This window comes from Rhodosalinus sp. FB01 (assembly GCF_041365715.1).
Lineage (GTDB): Bacteria > Pseudomonadota > Alphaproteobacteria > Rhodobacterales > Rhodobacteraceae > Rhodosalinus.
In genome coordinates this window covers 35,859-49,779 of the sequence record NZ_JBGFSH010000010.1, presented here as the reverse complement: position 1 = coordinate 49,779, position 13,921 = coordinate 35,859, and the positions used below count along the sequence as shown (strand labels likewise).

15 protein-coding genes are annotated in these 13,921 nt (G+C 69.9%); 8 read left to right on the top strand and 7 right to left on the bottom strand.

Annotation, left to right across the window (positions count from 1 at the left end; translation table 11 throughout):
• Window positions 1-69: 69 nt before the first annotated feature.
• The 3 genes from ligA to AB6A65_RS13735 all read left to right on the top strand — a co-directional run bounded on the left by ligA (window position 70) and on the right by AB6A65_RS13735 (window position 4,658).
• Entirely contained in the window at window positions 70-2,346 is a 2,277-nt protein-coding gene (gene ligA, locus AB6A65_RS13745; protein WP_371038961.1) for an NAD-dependent DNA ligase LigA, read from the top strand.
• A complete protein-coding gene (recG, locus tag AB6A65_RS13740) occupies window positions 2,343-4,433 on the top strand; it encodes an ATP-dependent DNA helicase RecG (RefSeq protein ID WP_371038960.1) in 2,091 nt (696 codons plus the stop codon). Before ligA ends, recG begins: the two co-directional genes overlap by 4 nt.
• A 102-nt stretch (window positions 4,434-4,535) precedes the next feature.
• Window positions 4,536-4,658, top strand: coding sequence for a hypothetical protein (locus AB6A65_RS13735; protein ID WP_371038959.1), 123 nt, complete (start codon window positions 4,536-4,538; stop codon window positions 4,656-4,658).
• A 198-nt stretch (window positions 4,659-4,856) separates the two neighbouring features.
• Here the strand turns inward: AB6A65_RS13735 and AB6A65_RS13730 are convergent, their stop codons facing one another.
• The gene (locus AB6A65_RS13730; RefSeq protein ID WP_371038958.1) at window positions 4,857-5,309 is read right to left on the bottom strand and encodes an iron-sulfur cluster assembly scaffold protein; all 453 of its coding nucleotides are present in this window, start codon (window positions 5,307-5,309) and stop codon (window positions 4,857-4,859) included.
• 67 nt (window positions 5,310-5,376) lie between these two features.
• Here AB6A65_RS13730 and hisI point away from each other — a divergent pair, with 67 nt between their 5' ends.
• Window positions 5,377-5,736: a phosphoribosyl-AMP cyclohydrolase gene (gene hisI, locus AB6A65_RS13725; protein ID WP_371038957.1), complete on the top strand. Its 360-nt coding sequence runs from the start codon at window positions 5,377-5,379 to the stop codon at window positions 5,734-5,736.
• Window positions 5,737-5,742: 6 nt separating this feature from the next.
• Here hisI and gluQRS read toward each other — a convergent pair whose 3' ends face one another.
• From gluQRS to AB6A65_RS13705, 4 genes are read right to left on the bottom strand one after another with little or no spacing between them, the layout of a single operon-like run.
• Window positions 5,743-6,639 (bottom strand): tRNA glutamyl-Q(34) synthetase GluQRS, encoded by an 897-nt coding sequence (gene gluQRS, locus AB6A65_RS13720; protein ID WP_371038956.1) that lies wholly within the window; start codon window positions 6,637-6,639, stop codon window positions 5,743-5,745.
• Window positions 6,636-7,250 carry a class I SAM-dependent methyltransferase gene (locus AB6A65_RS13715; protein ID WP_371038955.1) on the bottom strand — a complete coding sequence of 205 codons (615 nt, stop codon included), beginning with the start codon at window positions 7,248-7,250 and terminating at the stop codon, window positions 6,636-6,638. The genes gluQRS and AB6A65_RS13715 overlap by 4 nt, the downstream gene beginning before the upstream one ends.
• Before the next feature lie 22 nt (window positions 7,251-7,272).
• The gene (gene trmFO, locus AB6A65_RS13710) at window positions 7,273-8,628 is read right to left on the bottom strand and encodes a methylenetetrahydrofolate--tRNA-(uracil(54)-C(5))-methyltransferase (FADH(2)-oxidizing) TrmFO (protein WP_371038954.1); all 1,356 of its coding nucleotides are present in this window, start codon (window positions 8,626-8,628) and stop codon (window positions 7,273-7,275) included.
• A 50-nt stretch (window positions 8,629-8,678) separates the two neighbouring features.
• Window positions 8,679-9,464 carry an enoyl-CoA hydratase gene (locus tag AB6A65_RS13705; protein WP_371038953.1) on the bottom strand — a complete coding sequence of 262 codons (786 nt, stop codon included), beginning with the start codon at window positions 9,462-9,464 and terminating at the stop codon, window positions 8,679-8,681.
• A 57-nt stretch (window positions 9,465-9,521) separates the two neighbouring features.
• Here AB6A65_RS13705 and AB6A65_RS13700 point away from each other — a divergent pair, with 57 nt between their 5' ends.
• The gene (locus AB6A65_RS13700; protein ID WP_371038952.1) at window positions 9,522-9,959 is read left to right on the top strand and encodes a PaaI family thioesterase; all 438 of its coding nucleotides are present in this window, start codon (window positions 9,522-9,524) and stop codon (window positions 9,957-9,959) included.
• A gap of 98 nt (window positions 9,960-10,057) precedes the next feature.
• Here AB6A65_RS13700 and speE read toward each other — a convergent pair whose 3' ends face one another.
• Together speE and speD are read right to left on the bottom strand one after the other, a co-directional pair.
• The gene (gene speE, locus AB6A65_RS13695) at window positions 10,058-10,903 is read right to left on the bottom strand and encodes a polyamine aminopropyltransferase (RefSeq protein WP_371038951.1); all 846 of its coding nucleotides are present in this window, start codon (window positions 10,901-10,903) and stop codon (window positions 10,058-10,060) included.
• A complete protein-coding gene (gene speD, locus AB6A65_RS13690) occupies window positions 10,900-11,421 on the bottom strand; it encodes an adenosylmethionine decarboxylase (protein WP_371038950.1) in 522 nt (173 codons plus the stop codon). The genes speE and speD overlap by 4 nt, the downstream gene beginning before the upstream one ends.
• A gap of 247 nt (window positions 11,422-11,668) precedes the next feature.
• Here speD and AB6A65_RS13685 point away from each other — a divergent pair, with 247 nt between their 5' ends.
• The 3 genes from AB6A65_RS13685 (at window position 11,669) to rpsI (ending at window position 13,788) form a co-directional block, all read left to right on the top strand.
• Window positions 11,669-12,655 carry an SLAC1 anion channel family protein gene (locus AB6A65_RS13685; RefSeq protein ID WP_371038949.1) on the top strand — a complete coding sequence of 329 codons (987 nt, stop codon included), beginning with the start codon at window positions 11,669-11,671 and terminating at the stop codon, window positions 12,653-12,655.
• Window positions 12,656-12,835: 180 nt separating this feature from the next.
• Window positions 12,836-13,300 carry a 50S ribosomal protein L13 gene (gene rplM / locus AB6A65_RS13680; RefSeq protein ID WP_371038948.1) on the top strand — a complete coding sequence of 155 codons (465 nt, stop codon included), beginning with the start codon at window positions 12,836-12,838 and terminating at the stop codon, window positions 13,298-13,300.
• Complete coding sequence (gene rpsI / locus AB6A65_RS13675; protein WP_371038947.1) at window positions 13,300-13,788, top strand: 30S ribosomal protein S9; 489 nt, start codon at window positions 13,300-13,302, stop codon at window positions 13,786-13,788. Before rplM ends, rpsI begins: the two co-directional genes overlap by 1 nt.
• The last annotated feature ends 133 nt before the right edge of the window (window positions 13,789-13,921 follow it).

Sequence of the window (13,921 nt, the reverse complement as noted above, 5' to 3'; positions counted from 1 at the left end):
GACGCCCCCACTGGACCGCGCGGGCCTGCGCGCCTATCACTTCTCCCGGATTGCAGTCGGGAGGCGCGGGTGGCCCCGAAAGACCCTGAAGCGACGCCGGTCGAGGCGCTGAGCCGGGACGAGGCCGCGACCGAACTCCAGCGCCTTGCGCAGGCGATCGCGTGGGCGGATGCGGCCTATCACCGCGACGACGCTCCCGAGATCAGTGACGCCGACTACGACGCGCTCAAGCGGCGCAACGCCCGGATCGAGGCGCGTTTTCCCGACCTCAAGCGCCCCGACAGCCCCAGCGAGCGGGTGGGCGCCCCCCCCACAGAAGGCTTCGCCAAGGTCGTTCATTCAGTGCGGATGCTTTCGCTCGCGAATGCCTTCGACGACGAGGAAATCACCGAGTTCGACGCCCGCATCCGGCGCTATCTGGGGTTTGCCGCCGACGCGCCGCTGGCCTACACCGCCGAGCCCAAGATCGATGGGCTGAGCCTTTCGCTGCGCTACGAGGCCGGGGGGCTCGTGCAGGCGGCGACGCGCGGTGACGGCACCGAGGGGGAGGACGTGACCCGCAACGTCCGCACCATCGGCGAGATCCCCGAAAGGCTGGAGGGCGGCCCCGATCTCGTCGAGGTGCGCGGCGAGGTCTACATGGCGCATGCCGATTTCGAGGCGTTGAACGCGCGCCAGGAAGCGGCGGGCCGGAAACGCTTCGCCAATCCGCGGAACGCCGCGGCGGGCAGCCTGCGCCAGCTTGACCCTTCCGTCACCGCCGGCCGCCCGCTCCGCTTCTTCGCCTATGGCTGGGGCGCGCTCTCGGCGCCGCTCGCCGAGACGCAGATGGGCGCGATCGAGCGTCTCTCGGCGCTTGGCTTCCCGACGAACCCGCTCACCGCGCTCTGCGACGGACCCGGCGAGATGCTTGCCCGCTACCGCGAGGTCGAACGGCGCCGCGCCGCGCTTGGCTATGACATCGACGGCGTCGTCTACAAGGTGAACGACCTTGCGCTGCAAGAGCGGCTCGGCTTCCGGTCCACCACGCCCCGCTGGGCCATCGCCCACAAGTTTCCCGCCGAACTCGCCTGGACGCAGCTCGAGGCGATCGACATCCAGGTGGGCCGCACCGGCGCGCTTTCGCCCGTGGCGCGGCTGGTCCCGGTCACGGTGGGCGGGGTCGTCGTGTCAAACGCGACGCTGCACAACGAGGATTACAGCGCGGGGCGCGATTCGCAGGGCAACCCGATCCGCGACGGAAAGGACATGCGCGTGGGCGACTGGGTGCAGGTCTACCGCGCCGGCGACGTGATCCCGAAACTGGCGGATGTGGACCTGTCGCGCCGGCCGGAGGGCGCCACCGGCTATGTCTTCCCGACGAGCTGCCCCGAATGCGGCTCGGACGCGATCCGGGAGGAGGGGGATTCGGTGCGCCGCTGCACTGGCGGGCTGATCTGCCCCGCGCAGGCCATCGAGAAGCTGAAGCATTTCGTCTCGCGCGCGGCCTTCGATATCGAGGGGCTGGGCGCGAAGCAGGTGGAGCAGTTCTACCTCCTGGGCTGGATCCGCGAGCCCGCGGACATCTTCACCCTCGCCGCGCGCGACGCGGCGGGCGAGAAGGCGCTGGCGCCGCCGCAAGAGGTTCTCGCGGGCCTTCACGACGAAGAGCGCGGCGAAGCGCGGGAGCGCCTCGCCGATGCGCTGGGGCTCGAGGGATTCGACCGCGAGGAGGTCGCACGGACCTTCGAGCGCCGCAGCCGCACGCCCCTCTCCGAGCAACTCGGCTGGGGGGGGAAGAGCGTGAGAAATCTCTTCGACGCCATTGAAGAGCGTCGTGAAATTCCCATCGAACGAATGATTTTCGCGTTGGGCATCCGGCATGTCGGCGAGACGGCGGCACAGCTTCTGGCGCGCCACTATGGCCGCTGGGAGGCGTTCCTCGCGGCCATGGACGCGGCGACGGACCAGGCCGGCCCGGCCTGGGACGATCTGCTGTCCATCGACGGGGTGGGCGCGGTGCTCGCCCGCTCGCTCGTCACCTCGGTGACCCAGGATGCCGAGCGCGCCTCGATCGACCGGCTGGCCGGGGAACTGACCGTGCTGGAGGCGGAGCAGCCCGACACCGAGGGCAGCCCGGTCGCGGGCAAGACCGTCGTCTTCACCGGCACGCTGGAGAAGATGACCCGCGCCGAGGCCAAGGCGCGGGCGGAAAGCCTGGGCGCCAGGGTGTCGGGCTCGGTCTCGGCAAAGACCGATCTTCTGGTCGCAGGCCCGGGCGCGGGCTCCAAGGCGAAGAAGGCTACCGAGCTCGGCGTCGAGATCATCGACGAGGACGATTGGCTGAAGCTGATCGGCGCCGCATGAGCACGCGGCCGGAGCCGCTCTTCCCGCTTTTCGCAGAGCTCGAGTCGCTGGACGGGGTCGGCCCCAAGACCGCCCGGGCCCTGGCGCAGATGGGGGTGGAGCGGCCCCGCGACCTGCTCTTCGCGCTGCCGCATTCGGTGATCGACCGGCGCCGCCGCGACACGGTGCAGGGCGCGGAACTGCCCGCGGTTCTGACGGTCGAGGTGACGGTGGGCACGCATCGCGCGCCGCGCCAGCGCTCGGGCGCCTACCGCGTGCAGGTCGAGGACGCGGCGACGGGCTTTCAGCTCGTCTTCTTCCACGCCCGGCCGGATTACCTGCAACGCGTCCTTCCGCCCGGAAGCCGCCGGATCGTCTCCGGCAAGGTGGAATTGTTCGACGGCATCGCGCAGATGGTCCATCCCGACCACATCCTGCCGCCCGAGGAGGCGGGCGAGATGCCGGAGTTCGAGCCGGTCTATCCGCTCACCGCCGGGGTGACGCAGAAGACGATGGCGCGCGCCGTGCGGGCCGCGCTCGCCCGCGCGCCGGACCTGCCCGAATGGATCGACCCGGTGCAGAAGGCGCGCGCGGCCTGGCCCGGCTGGCGCGACGCGCTCGCCGCCGCCCACGCGCCCGAGGGGCAGGTGGATCTCGCGGCCACTGCGCCCGCGCGCGAGCGGCTCGCCTATGACGAGTTCATGGCCCATCAGCTGACCCTCGCGCTGGCCCGGGCGCGGCTGCGGCGCGGCAAGGGGCGGGAGACCCACGGCACCGGAGCCTTGCAGGCGAAGGGTCTGGAAAACCTGGAGTTTCGCCCGACCGCGGCCCAGACCCGCGCGGTCGAGGAGATCGCCGCCGACATGCGCGCGCCGCGGCGGATGAACCGGCTTCTCCAGGGCGACGTGGGCGCGGGCAAGACGCTGGTGGCCTTCCTCGCCCTGCTGATCGCGGTGGAGGCGGGCGGGCAGGGCGTGATGATGGCGCCGACCGAGATCCTCGCCCGCCAGCACCTCGAGGGGCTGCGCCCGCTCGCGGAGGTGGCGGGTGTGCGGCTGGAGGTCTTCACCGGGCGGGACAAGGGCGCGACACGCCAGGCGAAGCTCGTCGCGCTCGCCGAGGGCGGGATCGACGTGCTGGTGGGCACCCACGCCGTTTTCCAGAAGGATGTGGCGTTCCACGACCTGCGGCTCGCGATCGTGGACGAGCAGCACCGCTTCGGCGTGCGCCAGCGGCTGGAGCTTGGCCGCAAGGGCGCGCGGGCCGATGTTCTGGTGATGACCGCGACGCCGATCCCGCGCAGCCTGTCGCTGGCGCAGTACGGCGACATGGACATCTCGCTGCTTGACGAGAAGCCGCCGGGCCGCCAGCCGATCCGCACCGCCATGGTTTCCACCGCGCGGGGCGAGGAGGTGGTGGACCATCTGCGCCGCGCCGTGGCCGAGGGGCGGCAGGCCTACTGGGTCTGCCCGTTGGTTGAAGAGAGCGAGGCGGTGGACCTCATCGCCGCCGAGGACCGGTTCCGCCGGCTCCGCGCCGCGCTCGGCGAGGGGGTGGTGGGCCTCGTCCACGGGCAGATGCCGCCCGAGGACAAGGACGCGGCGATGGCGCGGTTCCAGTCGGGCGAGACGAAGGTGCTGGTCGCCACCACCGTGATCGAGGTGGGCGTGAACGTGCCCAACGCCACGATCATGGTGATCGAGCGCGCGGAGATCTTCGGCCTTGCCCAGCTTCACCAGCTGCGCGGCCGGGTGGGGCGGGGCAGCGGGGCCTCGACCTGCCTTCTGCTCTACCAGGCGCCGCTTTCGGACTCCGCGGCGCGGCGGCTCACCACGCTGCGCGACACCGAGGACGGCTTCCGGATCGCCGAGGTGGACCTCGAAATGCGCGGGGCGGGCGACCTTATTGGGACGGCGCAATCCGGCCTGCCGCGGTTTCGCGTGGCGGAGGTGGAGCGGCAGGCCGCGCTGATGGCGATCGCCCAGTCCGACGCAAGGCGCCTGCTGGCCGACGACCCGACGCTGGAGACGGCGCGGGGCCAGGCGGCGCGGACGCTTCTGTGGCTGATGGGGCAGGACGAAGCGATCCGCCTGATTTCCGTCGGCTGATGGCCGCGACCGGAATGTTCGCGAATGTTCCTTAAAAGTTCTTTACAATGCGGGTGGGGTGTGAGAACAAAGAAGCAACGAAGCCATGCAGGAGGCACCGCCATGATGACCCAGATCGCCGACATTCTTCGCCGCCAGCCGGCGGCCGTCGTCGAGGACATGGCCGGTGTCGTCGCGCTCGCCGTCATTCTTGTCGGCGCGCTGCACCTGCCGGGGCTCGTCTGATCTGCCTCGCGGTCCGCGAATGAAAGGCTCCCTGCGCATCCTGTCCCCAAAACGCGCGCCTGCCGACTAAATCCAGTCGCGGAAGAGACGCACTCTTCCGGCCAGAGCCTGACCTGTCCCCAAGCACGCGGACTGCACTTCACCGCCGCCTTCCTCACGGAAGCGCGGCGGTTTTTTTATAGGGGGTCGCCTGCGCGCTCAGGCGCAGTGGGCCGCTTCGGCCTGCGCCGCCGCCTCGGCCGCGGCCTCGATCGCGAGAAGGATCGAGGCGTGCCGGTTCTTGTAGTCGCGGGCGGGGCGCAGCACCTCGAACCCGTCGAAGGGTGCGTCCGGCACGGGACCGTCGGATTTCAGCATGGTCCGGAGCGCGTCGCGCGCGGCCTCAAGCTCCGGCCGGCTGCGTCCGATCACCGCCGCGCCCAGCACGGCCGCCGCCGCCTGGCCGAGCGCGCAGGCCTTCACGTCCTGACCGAAATCGGAGACGCGCCCGTCGGTCATGGTTAGGTCCACCGTCACCGTGGAGCCACAGAGCGGCGACCGTTTCCTGACGCTCGCGTCCGGGTGATCGAGCCGCCCCCGGTGCGGAATATCCGCTGCGAGCGCGAGAATGCGCCCAGAATAAAGCTTCATCAGGTCGTCGTCGCCAGCCATGGCCTTCCTCTTCGGCGCTTTCGGAAATAATTAGGTCCCCGCGCCAAAGATGCAAAGGATTTGCGCCATGCCCTTCGATCCCGCGACGCTTCGCTACAACGAGGCCGGCCTCGTTCCCGCCATCGCGCAGGAGGCGCGGACCGGCGAGGTGCTGATGCTGGCCTGGATGACCGCGGAGGCGGTCGCCCGCACGCTCGAGACGGGGCGCGTGACCTACTGGTCGCGCTCGCGCGGGGAATTCTGGGAGAAGGGCGCGACCTCGGGCCATGTGCAGGAATTGGTGGAGATGCGGGTGGATTGCGACCGTGACTGCCTGCTGCTTCTGGTGAACCAGACGGGGCCGGCCTGCCACACGGGGCGGCGAAGCTGCTTCTACACGGCAGTGCGCGACGGGGACGAGGTCGAGATCCTGACGCCGCAAGGCTGAGGGCGCTCAGCTCACGGGCGTCTTTCCACCAACAAGATCAGACGGTTGCAGGCCGACCATCATGCGAATGTCCGCGGGGCTGCGGCCGTCGGCGCGGTAGGTCGCGATGGCGCGCGCGTCGTCGCGCTTGGCGAGGCGGTGGCCCGCCTCGTCGCGGATCAGGCGGTGGTGATGGTAGACCGGCGTGGGCAGCCCGAGAAGCCGCTGGAGGAGCACGTGGATCGCCGTCGCGGGGGCGAGGTCCGCGCCGCGGATAACATGGGTGATCGCCTGGTCCGCGTCGTCGAGCACGACCGAGAGGTGATAGGACGCGCCCATGTCCCGGCGCGCGAGCGCCACGTCGCCGATGCCCGCGATCAGATTCTCGGGGTCGAGGGAAGGCGGCTCCGCAAGGCCCGTTTCCTCGAAGCCGAGCGGGCGCGCCGCGACACCGGCGAGGTCGAGCGCGCGCGCCATGTCGAGGCGCAGCGCCGGGCCTTCGGGCAGCGGCCCCGCGCGCGGCGCGTCGGCTCGGCAGGTGCCCGGATAGACCCGCCCGTCCGGCCCGAGGAGCGGCGCGCCCTCCTGCGGTGCGGCGGCCGCGGCCTCGATGTCGCGCCGGGTGCAGGTGCAGGGGTAGAGAAGCCCGCGCGCCCAGAGATCGCCAAGCGCCGCGCGGTAGCGCGGGATGCGGTCGGACTGGCGCAGCACGGGCGCGTCCCACGTGATGCCGAGCCAGCCGAGGTCGTCCTCGATCTGGCGGGCCCAGTGCGCGCGGGCGCGGGCCTGGTCGATGTCGTCGAGGCGCAGCAGGAAGGCGCCGCCCGCCGCGCGCGCACGATCATGGGCCAGCAGCGCGGAATAGGCGTGGCCGAGATGCAGCGGGCCTGTCGGCGATGGGGCGAAACGGGTCCGAAAGCTCACTTTCGTTCAAGCACATAGACGCGGGAGTTGAGATCGCGCGCCGGCAGGTGCGGGCCGTAGTCGCTGACCAGAAGCCGCGCTGCGCCCGTGTCCGTCCACTCGGAGACATGGGCTTCGTAGGATCGATTCTCGAGCGTGTGATCGTTGAAGGAAAAGGCGAAGAGCCCCCCGGGCTCGAGAAGCGCCATCAGCCGATCGAAGACCGCCAGCGGCGCCGCGCCCGCCCCGATCACCCCGATGGCCGCCACGGCAGCGTAGCGGCCGCGGCGGTCCGACAGGTCGTCGTCGAATCCGATGCGGTCGAGGCACCTGTAGGCGCCTTTCCCTTGCGCCTCGGCCAGCATCTCGTCGGAGACGTCCACGCCGTCGATCGTCGTGAGGCCCGCCGCCCGGAGCGCCGCGCCCGACAGCCCGGTGCCGCAGCCGAAATCGAGCACCGACGCGGAGCGGTCGCCCATATGCGCGGCGAGCGCCTTTGCGGTGCGGGCGGGCGTGGCGTAGCCGGCCGAGCCCAGCTCGGTATCGTAACTCGCGGCCCAGTCGTCGTAGAGGGCGCGGGTCTCTTCCATGCCGGAAACGTCGTAGACCTTGTCGAGAAACTTCTCGGGCATGGCCCAAGGGTAACCTGCGCGATCAGGCCGCGTCCAGCGCCGTCTGGGTCAGCCAGGCGGTCCAGGCCGCCTTGGCGCGGTCCGTGTAGGCCTTGTAGCGGTCGCGGCGCCCGCGACGTCCGCCCTTCACGCCGTCGAGAGGCCGGAAGAGCCCGAAATTCACGTTCATCGGCTGGAAGCTTTTCGCTTCCGCACCCCCGGTGATGTGGTGCACGAGTGCGCCCACGGCGCTGTCGGGCGGCGCGGGGGGCAGCCGGCGGCCCAGGATTTCCGCAGCGGCGAGCTTCCCCGCGAGAAGCCCCATGGCCGCGGATTCGACGTAGCCCTCCACCCCGGTGATCTGGCCCGCGAAGCGGATGTGGGGCCGCGCACGCAGGCGCAGTTCCGCGTCAAGCAGCGTGGGCGCGTTCAGGAAGGTGTTGCGGTGGATGCCGCCGAGACGCGCGAAGCGGGCGTTTTCCAGCCCTGGAATCATGCGGAATACATCGGTTTGCGCGCCGTACTTCATCTTCGTCTGGAAGCCCACCATGTTGTAGAGCGTGCCCAGCGCATTGTCGCGGCGCAGCTGGACCACCGCCCAGGGCTTCTTTTCGGGCTTGTGCGGGTTGGTCAGGCCGACGGGTTTCATCGGCCCGTGGCGCAGCGTCTCGCGCCCGCGCTCGGCCATCACCTCGATGGGCAGGCAGCCGTCGAAATAGCCCGCCGTCTCGCCTTCGTGGAACTCGGTCTTGTCCGCGGAGACGAGCGCGTCGATGAACGCCTCGTAGCGCTCGCGGTCCATCGGGCAGTTGAGATAGGCCTGCCGCTCCTCCTCCGTCTCGCCCTTGTCGTAGCGGGATTGCCGCCAGGCCACCGACATGTCCACCGAATCGGCATGCACGATGGGCGCGATCGCGTCGAAGAAGGCCAGCGCGTCCGCCCCCGTGATCCGCGCGATCGACTGGCCGAGCGCGGAGGACGTCAGCGGCCCGGTCGCCACGATCCAGCGGCCCTCGGACGGCAGTTCGGTGATCTCGCCCGTGGCGAGCGTGACATTGGGGTGCGCGGCGAGGGTCGCCGTCACGTCCCTTGCAAAGGCATCGCGATCCACGGCGAGCGCGCCGCCCGCGGGCAGGCGGTGGCGGTCGGCCATCGCCATGACGAGACCGCCCGCCTCGCGCATCTCCCAGTGGAGGAGCCCCACGGCGTTCTGCTCGTCATCGTCGGAGCGGAAGGAATTCGAGCACACCATCTCTGCCAGGTGGGCCGTGCGGTGCGCGAATGTGCCGGTCTCGGGGCGCATCTCGTGGATCACCACGGGAACGCCCATTCGGGCGGCCTGCCAGGCGGCCTCTGATCCGGCCATGCCGCCGCCGATGATGTGAATCGTCTCGGTCATGGGCATCGATCTAGGCGCTCGGGCGCGCGATGTCACGGGGCGCGGATCGTTTACTGCGCCCAGTCCGGCGCGCGCTTTTGCAGGAAGGCGTTGATCCCCTCGTCGGTATCGCGGTCGAGCATGTTCTCCACCATCGCCGCGCCGGTGAAGGCGTAGGCCTCGTCGAGCGGCATCTCGGACTGCGCGTAGAAGCCGCGCTTGCCGATCTTGACCGCGGTGCCGAGCTTGGCCGCCACGGTCCCGGCGAGCGCGGCCGTCTCCTCGGCGAGCGAGTCCTGCGGCACGACGCGGTTGACGAGGCCGAGCTCCCGGGCGCGGGTGGCGTCCACGAACTCGCCGGTCACCAGCATCTCGAAGGCGTGTTTCAGCGGCACGTTCCGCGTGAGAGCCACCATCGGCGTCGAGCAGAAGAGCCCGATATTCACCCCGTTCACGCCGAAGCGCGTGCCTTCGGCCGCCACGGCCATGTCGCAGGACGCGACGAGCTGGCAGCCCGCGGCGGTGGCGATGCCGTGGACCTGCGCGATCACCGGCTGGGGCACGTCGCGAATCGTCTGCATCATGCGGCCGCACCGCTCGAAGAGATCGCCGAAATAGCCCGCGCCGCCATCCTCGGACTGGCGGCCGGCCTGCATCTCCTTCAGGTCGTGACCCGCGCAGAAGGCCTTGCCCGCGCCCGAAAGCACCACCGCGCGCACGCCACGATCCTCCTTCAGCGCGTCGAACTCCGCCTGAAGGGCGGCCAGCATCGCGTCGGACAGCGCGTTCAGCCGTTCGGGCGCGTTCATCGTCAGATGCGCGACGGCGTCACGGTCGGTACGATCCAGAAGTGCCATCTTGTCCTCCTCGCCTCTTCGCGGGAACTCTATGCGCCAAAGGGGCAGGAGGAAAGCATGGCGGTCAAGATGGACGCGGGCGCGCTCACGCAGTTTTTGCGCCGCGAGTTCCCGCAGGTGGCGGAGGAGTTCGTGATCGAGCGGGTGGGCGAACGCGAGATCGACGTCCGCCTCGCCGTGGCCGAGCGGCATCTGCGCCCCGGCGGCACCGTCTCGGGGCCCTCGATGTTCGCGCTGGCCGACGTGTCGGTCTACCTCGCGCTTCTGGCGATGATCGGGCCGGAGGCGCTGGCGGTCACCACCGGCTGTTCGATGGATTTCATGCGCAAGCCCGCGGCCGGGCGCGACATGATCGCGCGCTGCCGCCTGCTGAAGCTGGGGCGCACGCTGGCGGTGGGCGACGTGCTGCTTTTCTCGGAAGGCGCGGAAGAGCCCGTGGCGCGCGCGAGCATGACCTACTCGATCCCGCCGCGACAGGGGCGCGCCGCGGGGTAGGGGGGCCGTCGGCCCCCCTCGCCCCTCGCGGGGCTCACCCCCCGAGAGTATTTGGGCCAAGAAGAAGCGGGGGCGGGGGCGCGCGCCCGGCGTCGGGCTCAGGCCAGCAGGCGCCGGACGTAGCCCGGCAGGGCGAAGGCCGCCTTGTGCACCTCGGGCGTGTAGTAGTCCGTCGCGATCCCGCTCTCGGCGAAGCGCCCCTCGAGCACGTCGAGCGGCGTGGCGCGCGCGTCCCCGTCGCTGCCCCAGCCGAAGGCCATGGGGCCGCCGGCATAGGTCGGGATCGTGGCGAGGTAGCAGGCCGGGTCGGCGAAGAGCGCCCGGAAGGCGCCCATCGTGCCGATCAGCTCGTCCGGTTGCAGGAAGGGCACGCCGTTCTGGGTGACGAGGATGCCGCCCTCCGCCAGGCGCCGCTTGGCGTGGCCGTAGAAGCTGTCGGTGAAAAGCACCTCGCCGGGTCCCACGGGATCCGTCGAATCGATGATGATGACGTCGTAATCCGGGCCGTCCGCGCGCATGAACTCCGCGCCGTCGGCGATCACCAGCTCGAGCCGCGGGTCGTCGAAGGCCCCGGCGGAGAGCATCGGCAGGTATTCCTTCGAGAAGGCCACGACGCCCGCGTCGATCTCGACCATGGTCAGCCGGGCGATGCCCGGGTGCTTGAGCACCTCGCGCGCCATTCCGCCGTCGCCGCCCCCCACGATGAGCACGCGCCGCGCCGCGCCATGGGCGAGGATCGGCACATGCGTCAGCATCTCGTGGTAGATGAAATTGTCGGCCTCGGTGGTCTGCACCACCCCGTCGAGCGTCAGCACGCGGCCGAAGGTTGCGTTCTCGAAGACCTGCAGGCGCTGGTGGTCGGTTTCGCTGTCATAGAGCAGCCGCTCCACGCGCAGGGCCTGCGCGTGGTCGCGGTGCAGCGTCTCGCGCATCCAGCCGGTCATGCCGCGATGCCCGCCTCGGCCACCACGCCCTCGCCGCGGCGCAGTTCCCTCACGCGGACGTCCGACGTGGCGAAGGCCGCCTTCAGGACATCGACCGCGCGCCATGGCCGGGCGTCGCCGCACATGAAGACGTCGAAGGCGCCGTAGCCGATCTCGGGCCAGGTGTGCACGCTGATGTGGCTTTCGGCCAGCACCGCCACGCCGCTCACGCCCTGGGGGTTGAACCTGTGCGTGTGGATGTGCAGCAGCGTCGCGCCGCAGCGGTCCACGCAGTCGTGGAACGCCTGCGCGATCCGCGCCTCGTCGTCGAGGCCATGGCCGTTCACCACCTCGATGATGGGATGCGTGCCCGCGAAGACGGCGCCGTCGTGGCGGATGAAATGGTCCTCGCGTGTCTCGTCGAAGAGATCCCGGGCGGGTGTTTGGATAAAAGGCACATTGGTGCCTGTGTCGGTGTCTTCCGCTTGGGCGCCTGTCTCCAGACCGATCCCCAGTTGGAAGAGGTTGGCGTCCTTCATGGCGCTCCCCTTCTAGCCAGCAGATTGAATCCAGCGGTCCCTTAGCGCCCCCCCGGTGGCCCGGAGTTGGGATCGGTCCCGATATCTGTAGCGCGCGCCTAGGGATGATTGGCGAGTCGCGCAACAGGCAATCGCCGCATCGCCGCATGAACGTGGCAAGCGCGGTTGATCTGCGTCATGGAAGCGACACCGCGCCGCGCGCAGGCAGGGGCGGCAGCATGCGAAACGGTCACGGGGAGCGCGGATGATGACGACAGGCAAGGCAGGGCAGGCCGGGGAGCAGGCGGGCAACCGTCTCGAACATTTCCCGATCACGTTTTTCGCGATCGTCATGGGGATCATGGGCCTCAGTCTCGCCTGCCATGCCGGCACGGTGCTCTGGCCGGGCCTTGCCCGCGCGTCGGAGGCCGCGATGTGGCTGGGCATCGCGATCTTCCTGGCGATCGCCGCTATCTACGCGCTCAAGATCCTGCGCCATCCAGGCGCGGTCGCGGCGGAGTGGCAGCACCCGGTCAAGCTGGCCTTCTTTCCCACCGTCTCGATTTCGCTGCTGCTGATGGCGACGGCGCTTCTGCCGCACCACCCCGGCGCCGCGCGGACGATCTGGTGGCTGGGCGGGGCGGGGCAGGCGGTCCTGACGCTGGCCGTGGTCTCCGGCTGGATCGGCCACCGCCCCTTCCAGGTGGGTCACCTCACGCCCGCGTGGTTCATTCCCGCGGTGGGCAACGTGATCGTGCCGGTGGCCGGCGTGCCGCTCGGCTACGCGGAATTGTCGTGGCTGTTCTTTTCGGCGGGGCTCGTGTTCTGGGGCGTGCTGCTGACGCTCGTCATGAACCGCCTCGTCTTCCACGACCCGGTTCCGGCGCGACTTTTCCCGACGCTCGTGATCCTGATCGCGCCGCCCGCGGTGGCGTTTCTGGCCTATGTTCAGCTTGCCGGCGGGCTCGACGCGTTCGCGCGGATCCTCTTCTACGCCGCCTGCGTCTTCGCCGCCCTGGTCGCGGTGCAGGTGCCGCAGCTTGCCAGGCTGTCCTTCGCGCTTTCCTTCTGGGCGCTGTCCTTCCCGGTCGCGGCGTTCTCGATCGCGGCGTTCCGCTATGGCGCGCTGGCGGACTCCGACGCCCATGGCTGGATCGGCGCGGCGGCGCTCGCGCTGCTCGGCGGGCTCGTGGCGGGGCTGCTTGCCCGAACGGGGCGCGCGATCGGACGCGGCGAGATCTGCCGGCCCGAGTGAGGCGATGGCGGGCAGAAATATGGGGTATCTTTATACCTATTTTCCAAGTTACTGAAACGCATTAATTTAATGGGGTGCGCGCGCCTTGACTGCACGCGCGCTCCGCGTATAACCCGGCCATTCAGACGCGGCGGGCGCTGTCCCGCCGTCGAACAGTTCCAGACCCTGAGGGCGACCCGAATGAAAACCTACTCTGCCACCCCGGCGGAGATCGACAAGAAGTGGATCGTGATCGACGCCGAGGGCGTCGTTCTCGGCCGCCTCGCCTCGATCGTCGCCACCCGGCTGCGCGGCAAGCACAAGCCGTCCTTCACCCCGCACATGGATTGCGGCGACAACGTCATCGTCATCAACGCCGACAAGGTGCAGCTGACCGGCAAGAAGCGCACCGAAGAGCACTTCTGGCACACCGGCTATCCCGGCGGGATCAAGTCGCGCACCAAGGCGCAGATCCTCGATGGCGCCCATCCCGAGCGCGTGGTGACGCTGGCGGTCAAGCGGATGCTTCCCGGCAACCGGCTTGCGCGGAAGCAGATGACCAACCTGCGTGTCTACGCCGGAACCCAGCATCCCCACGAGGCGCAGCAGCCCGAGGTGCTGGACGTGAAGTCGATGAATTCCAAGAACACGCGGGTGGCGAAGTGATGGCGGACGAAATCAAATCGCTCGAGGACCTCGAGACCGTGACCGGCGGCGAAAGCGCCGTGGCAGCGCCCGCGCCGACGCGCGAGGCGATCCGCGACGACCTGGGCCGGTCCTACGCGACGGGCAAGCGCAAGGATGCCGTGGCGCGCGTGTGGATCAAGCCGGGCTCCGGCAAGGTCAGCGTGAACGGCAAGGACATGAGCAAGTACTTCGCGCGGCCGGTGCTGCAGATGATCCTGCGGCAGCCGTTCCAGGTGGCGGGCGTCGAGGACCAGTTCGACGTGATGTGCACCGTGAAGGGCGGCGGGCTTTCCGGCCAGGCTGGCGCGGTGAAGCACGGCATCTCGCAGGCGCTGCAGTTCTACGACCCGGCCCGGCGCGGGCCGCTCAAGGCGGCGGGCTTTCTCACCCGCGACAGCCGCGTGGTGGAGCGCAAGAAATATGGCCGCGCCAAGGCGCGCCGGAGCTTCCAGTTCTCCAAGCGCTGAGGCGTATCGCACCGGATGGAAAGGGCCCCGCGAGGGGCCCTTTCTCGTTTCGGCGGTCGCGTGACGGTTGGAACGGCCCGACGCGCCGCATTAACCGGCTGGCGCCATCGAGGCGGGTCGATCCCCGCCGGCG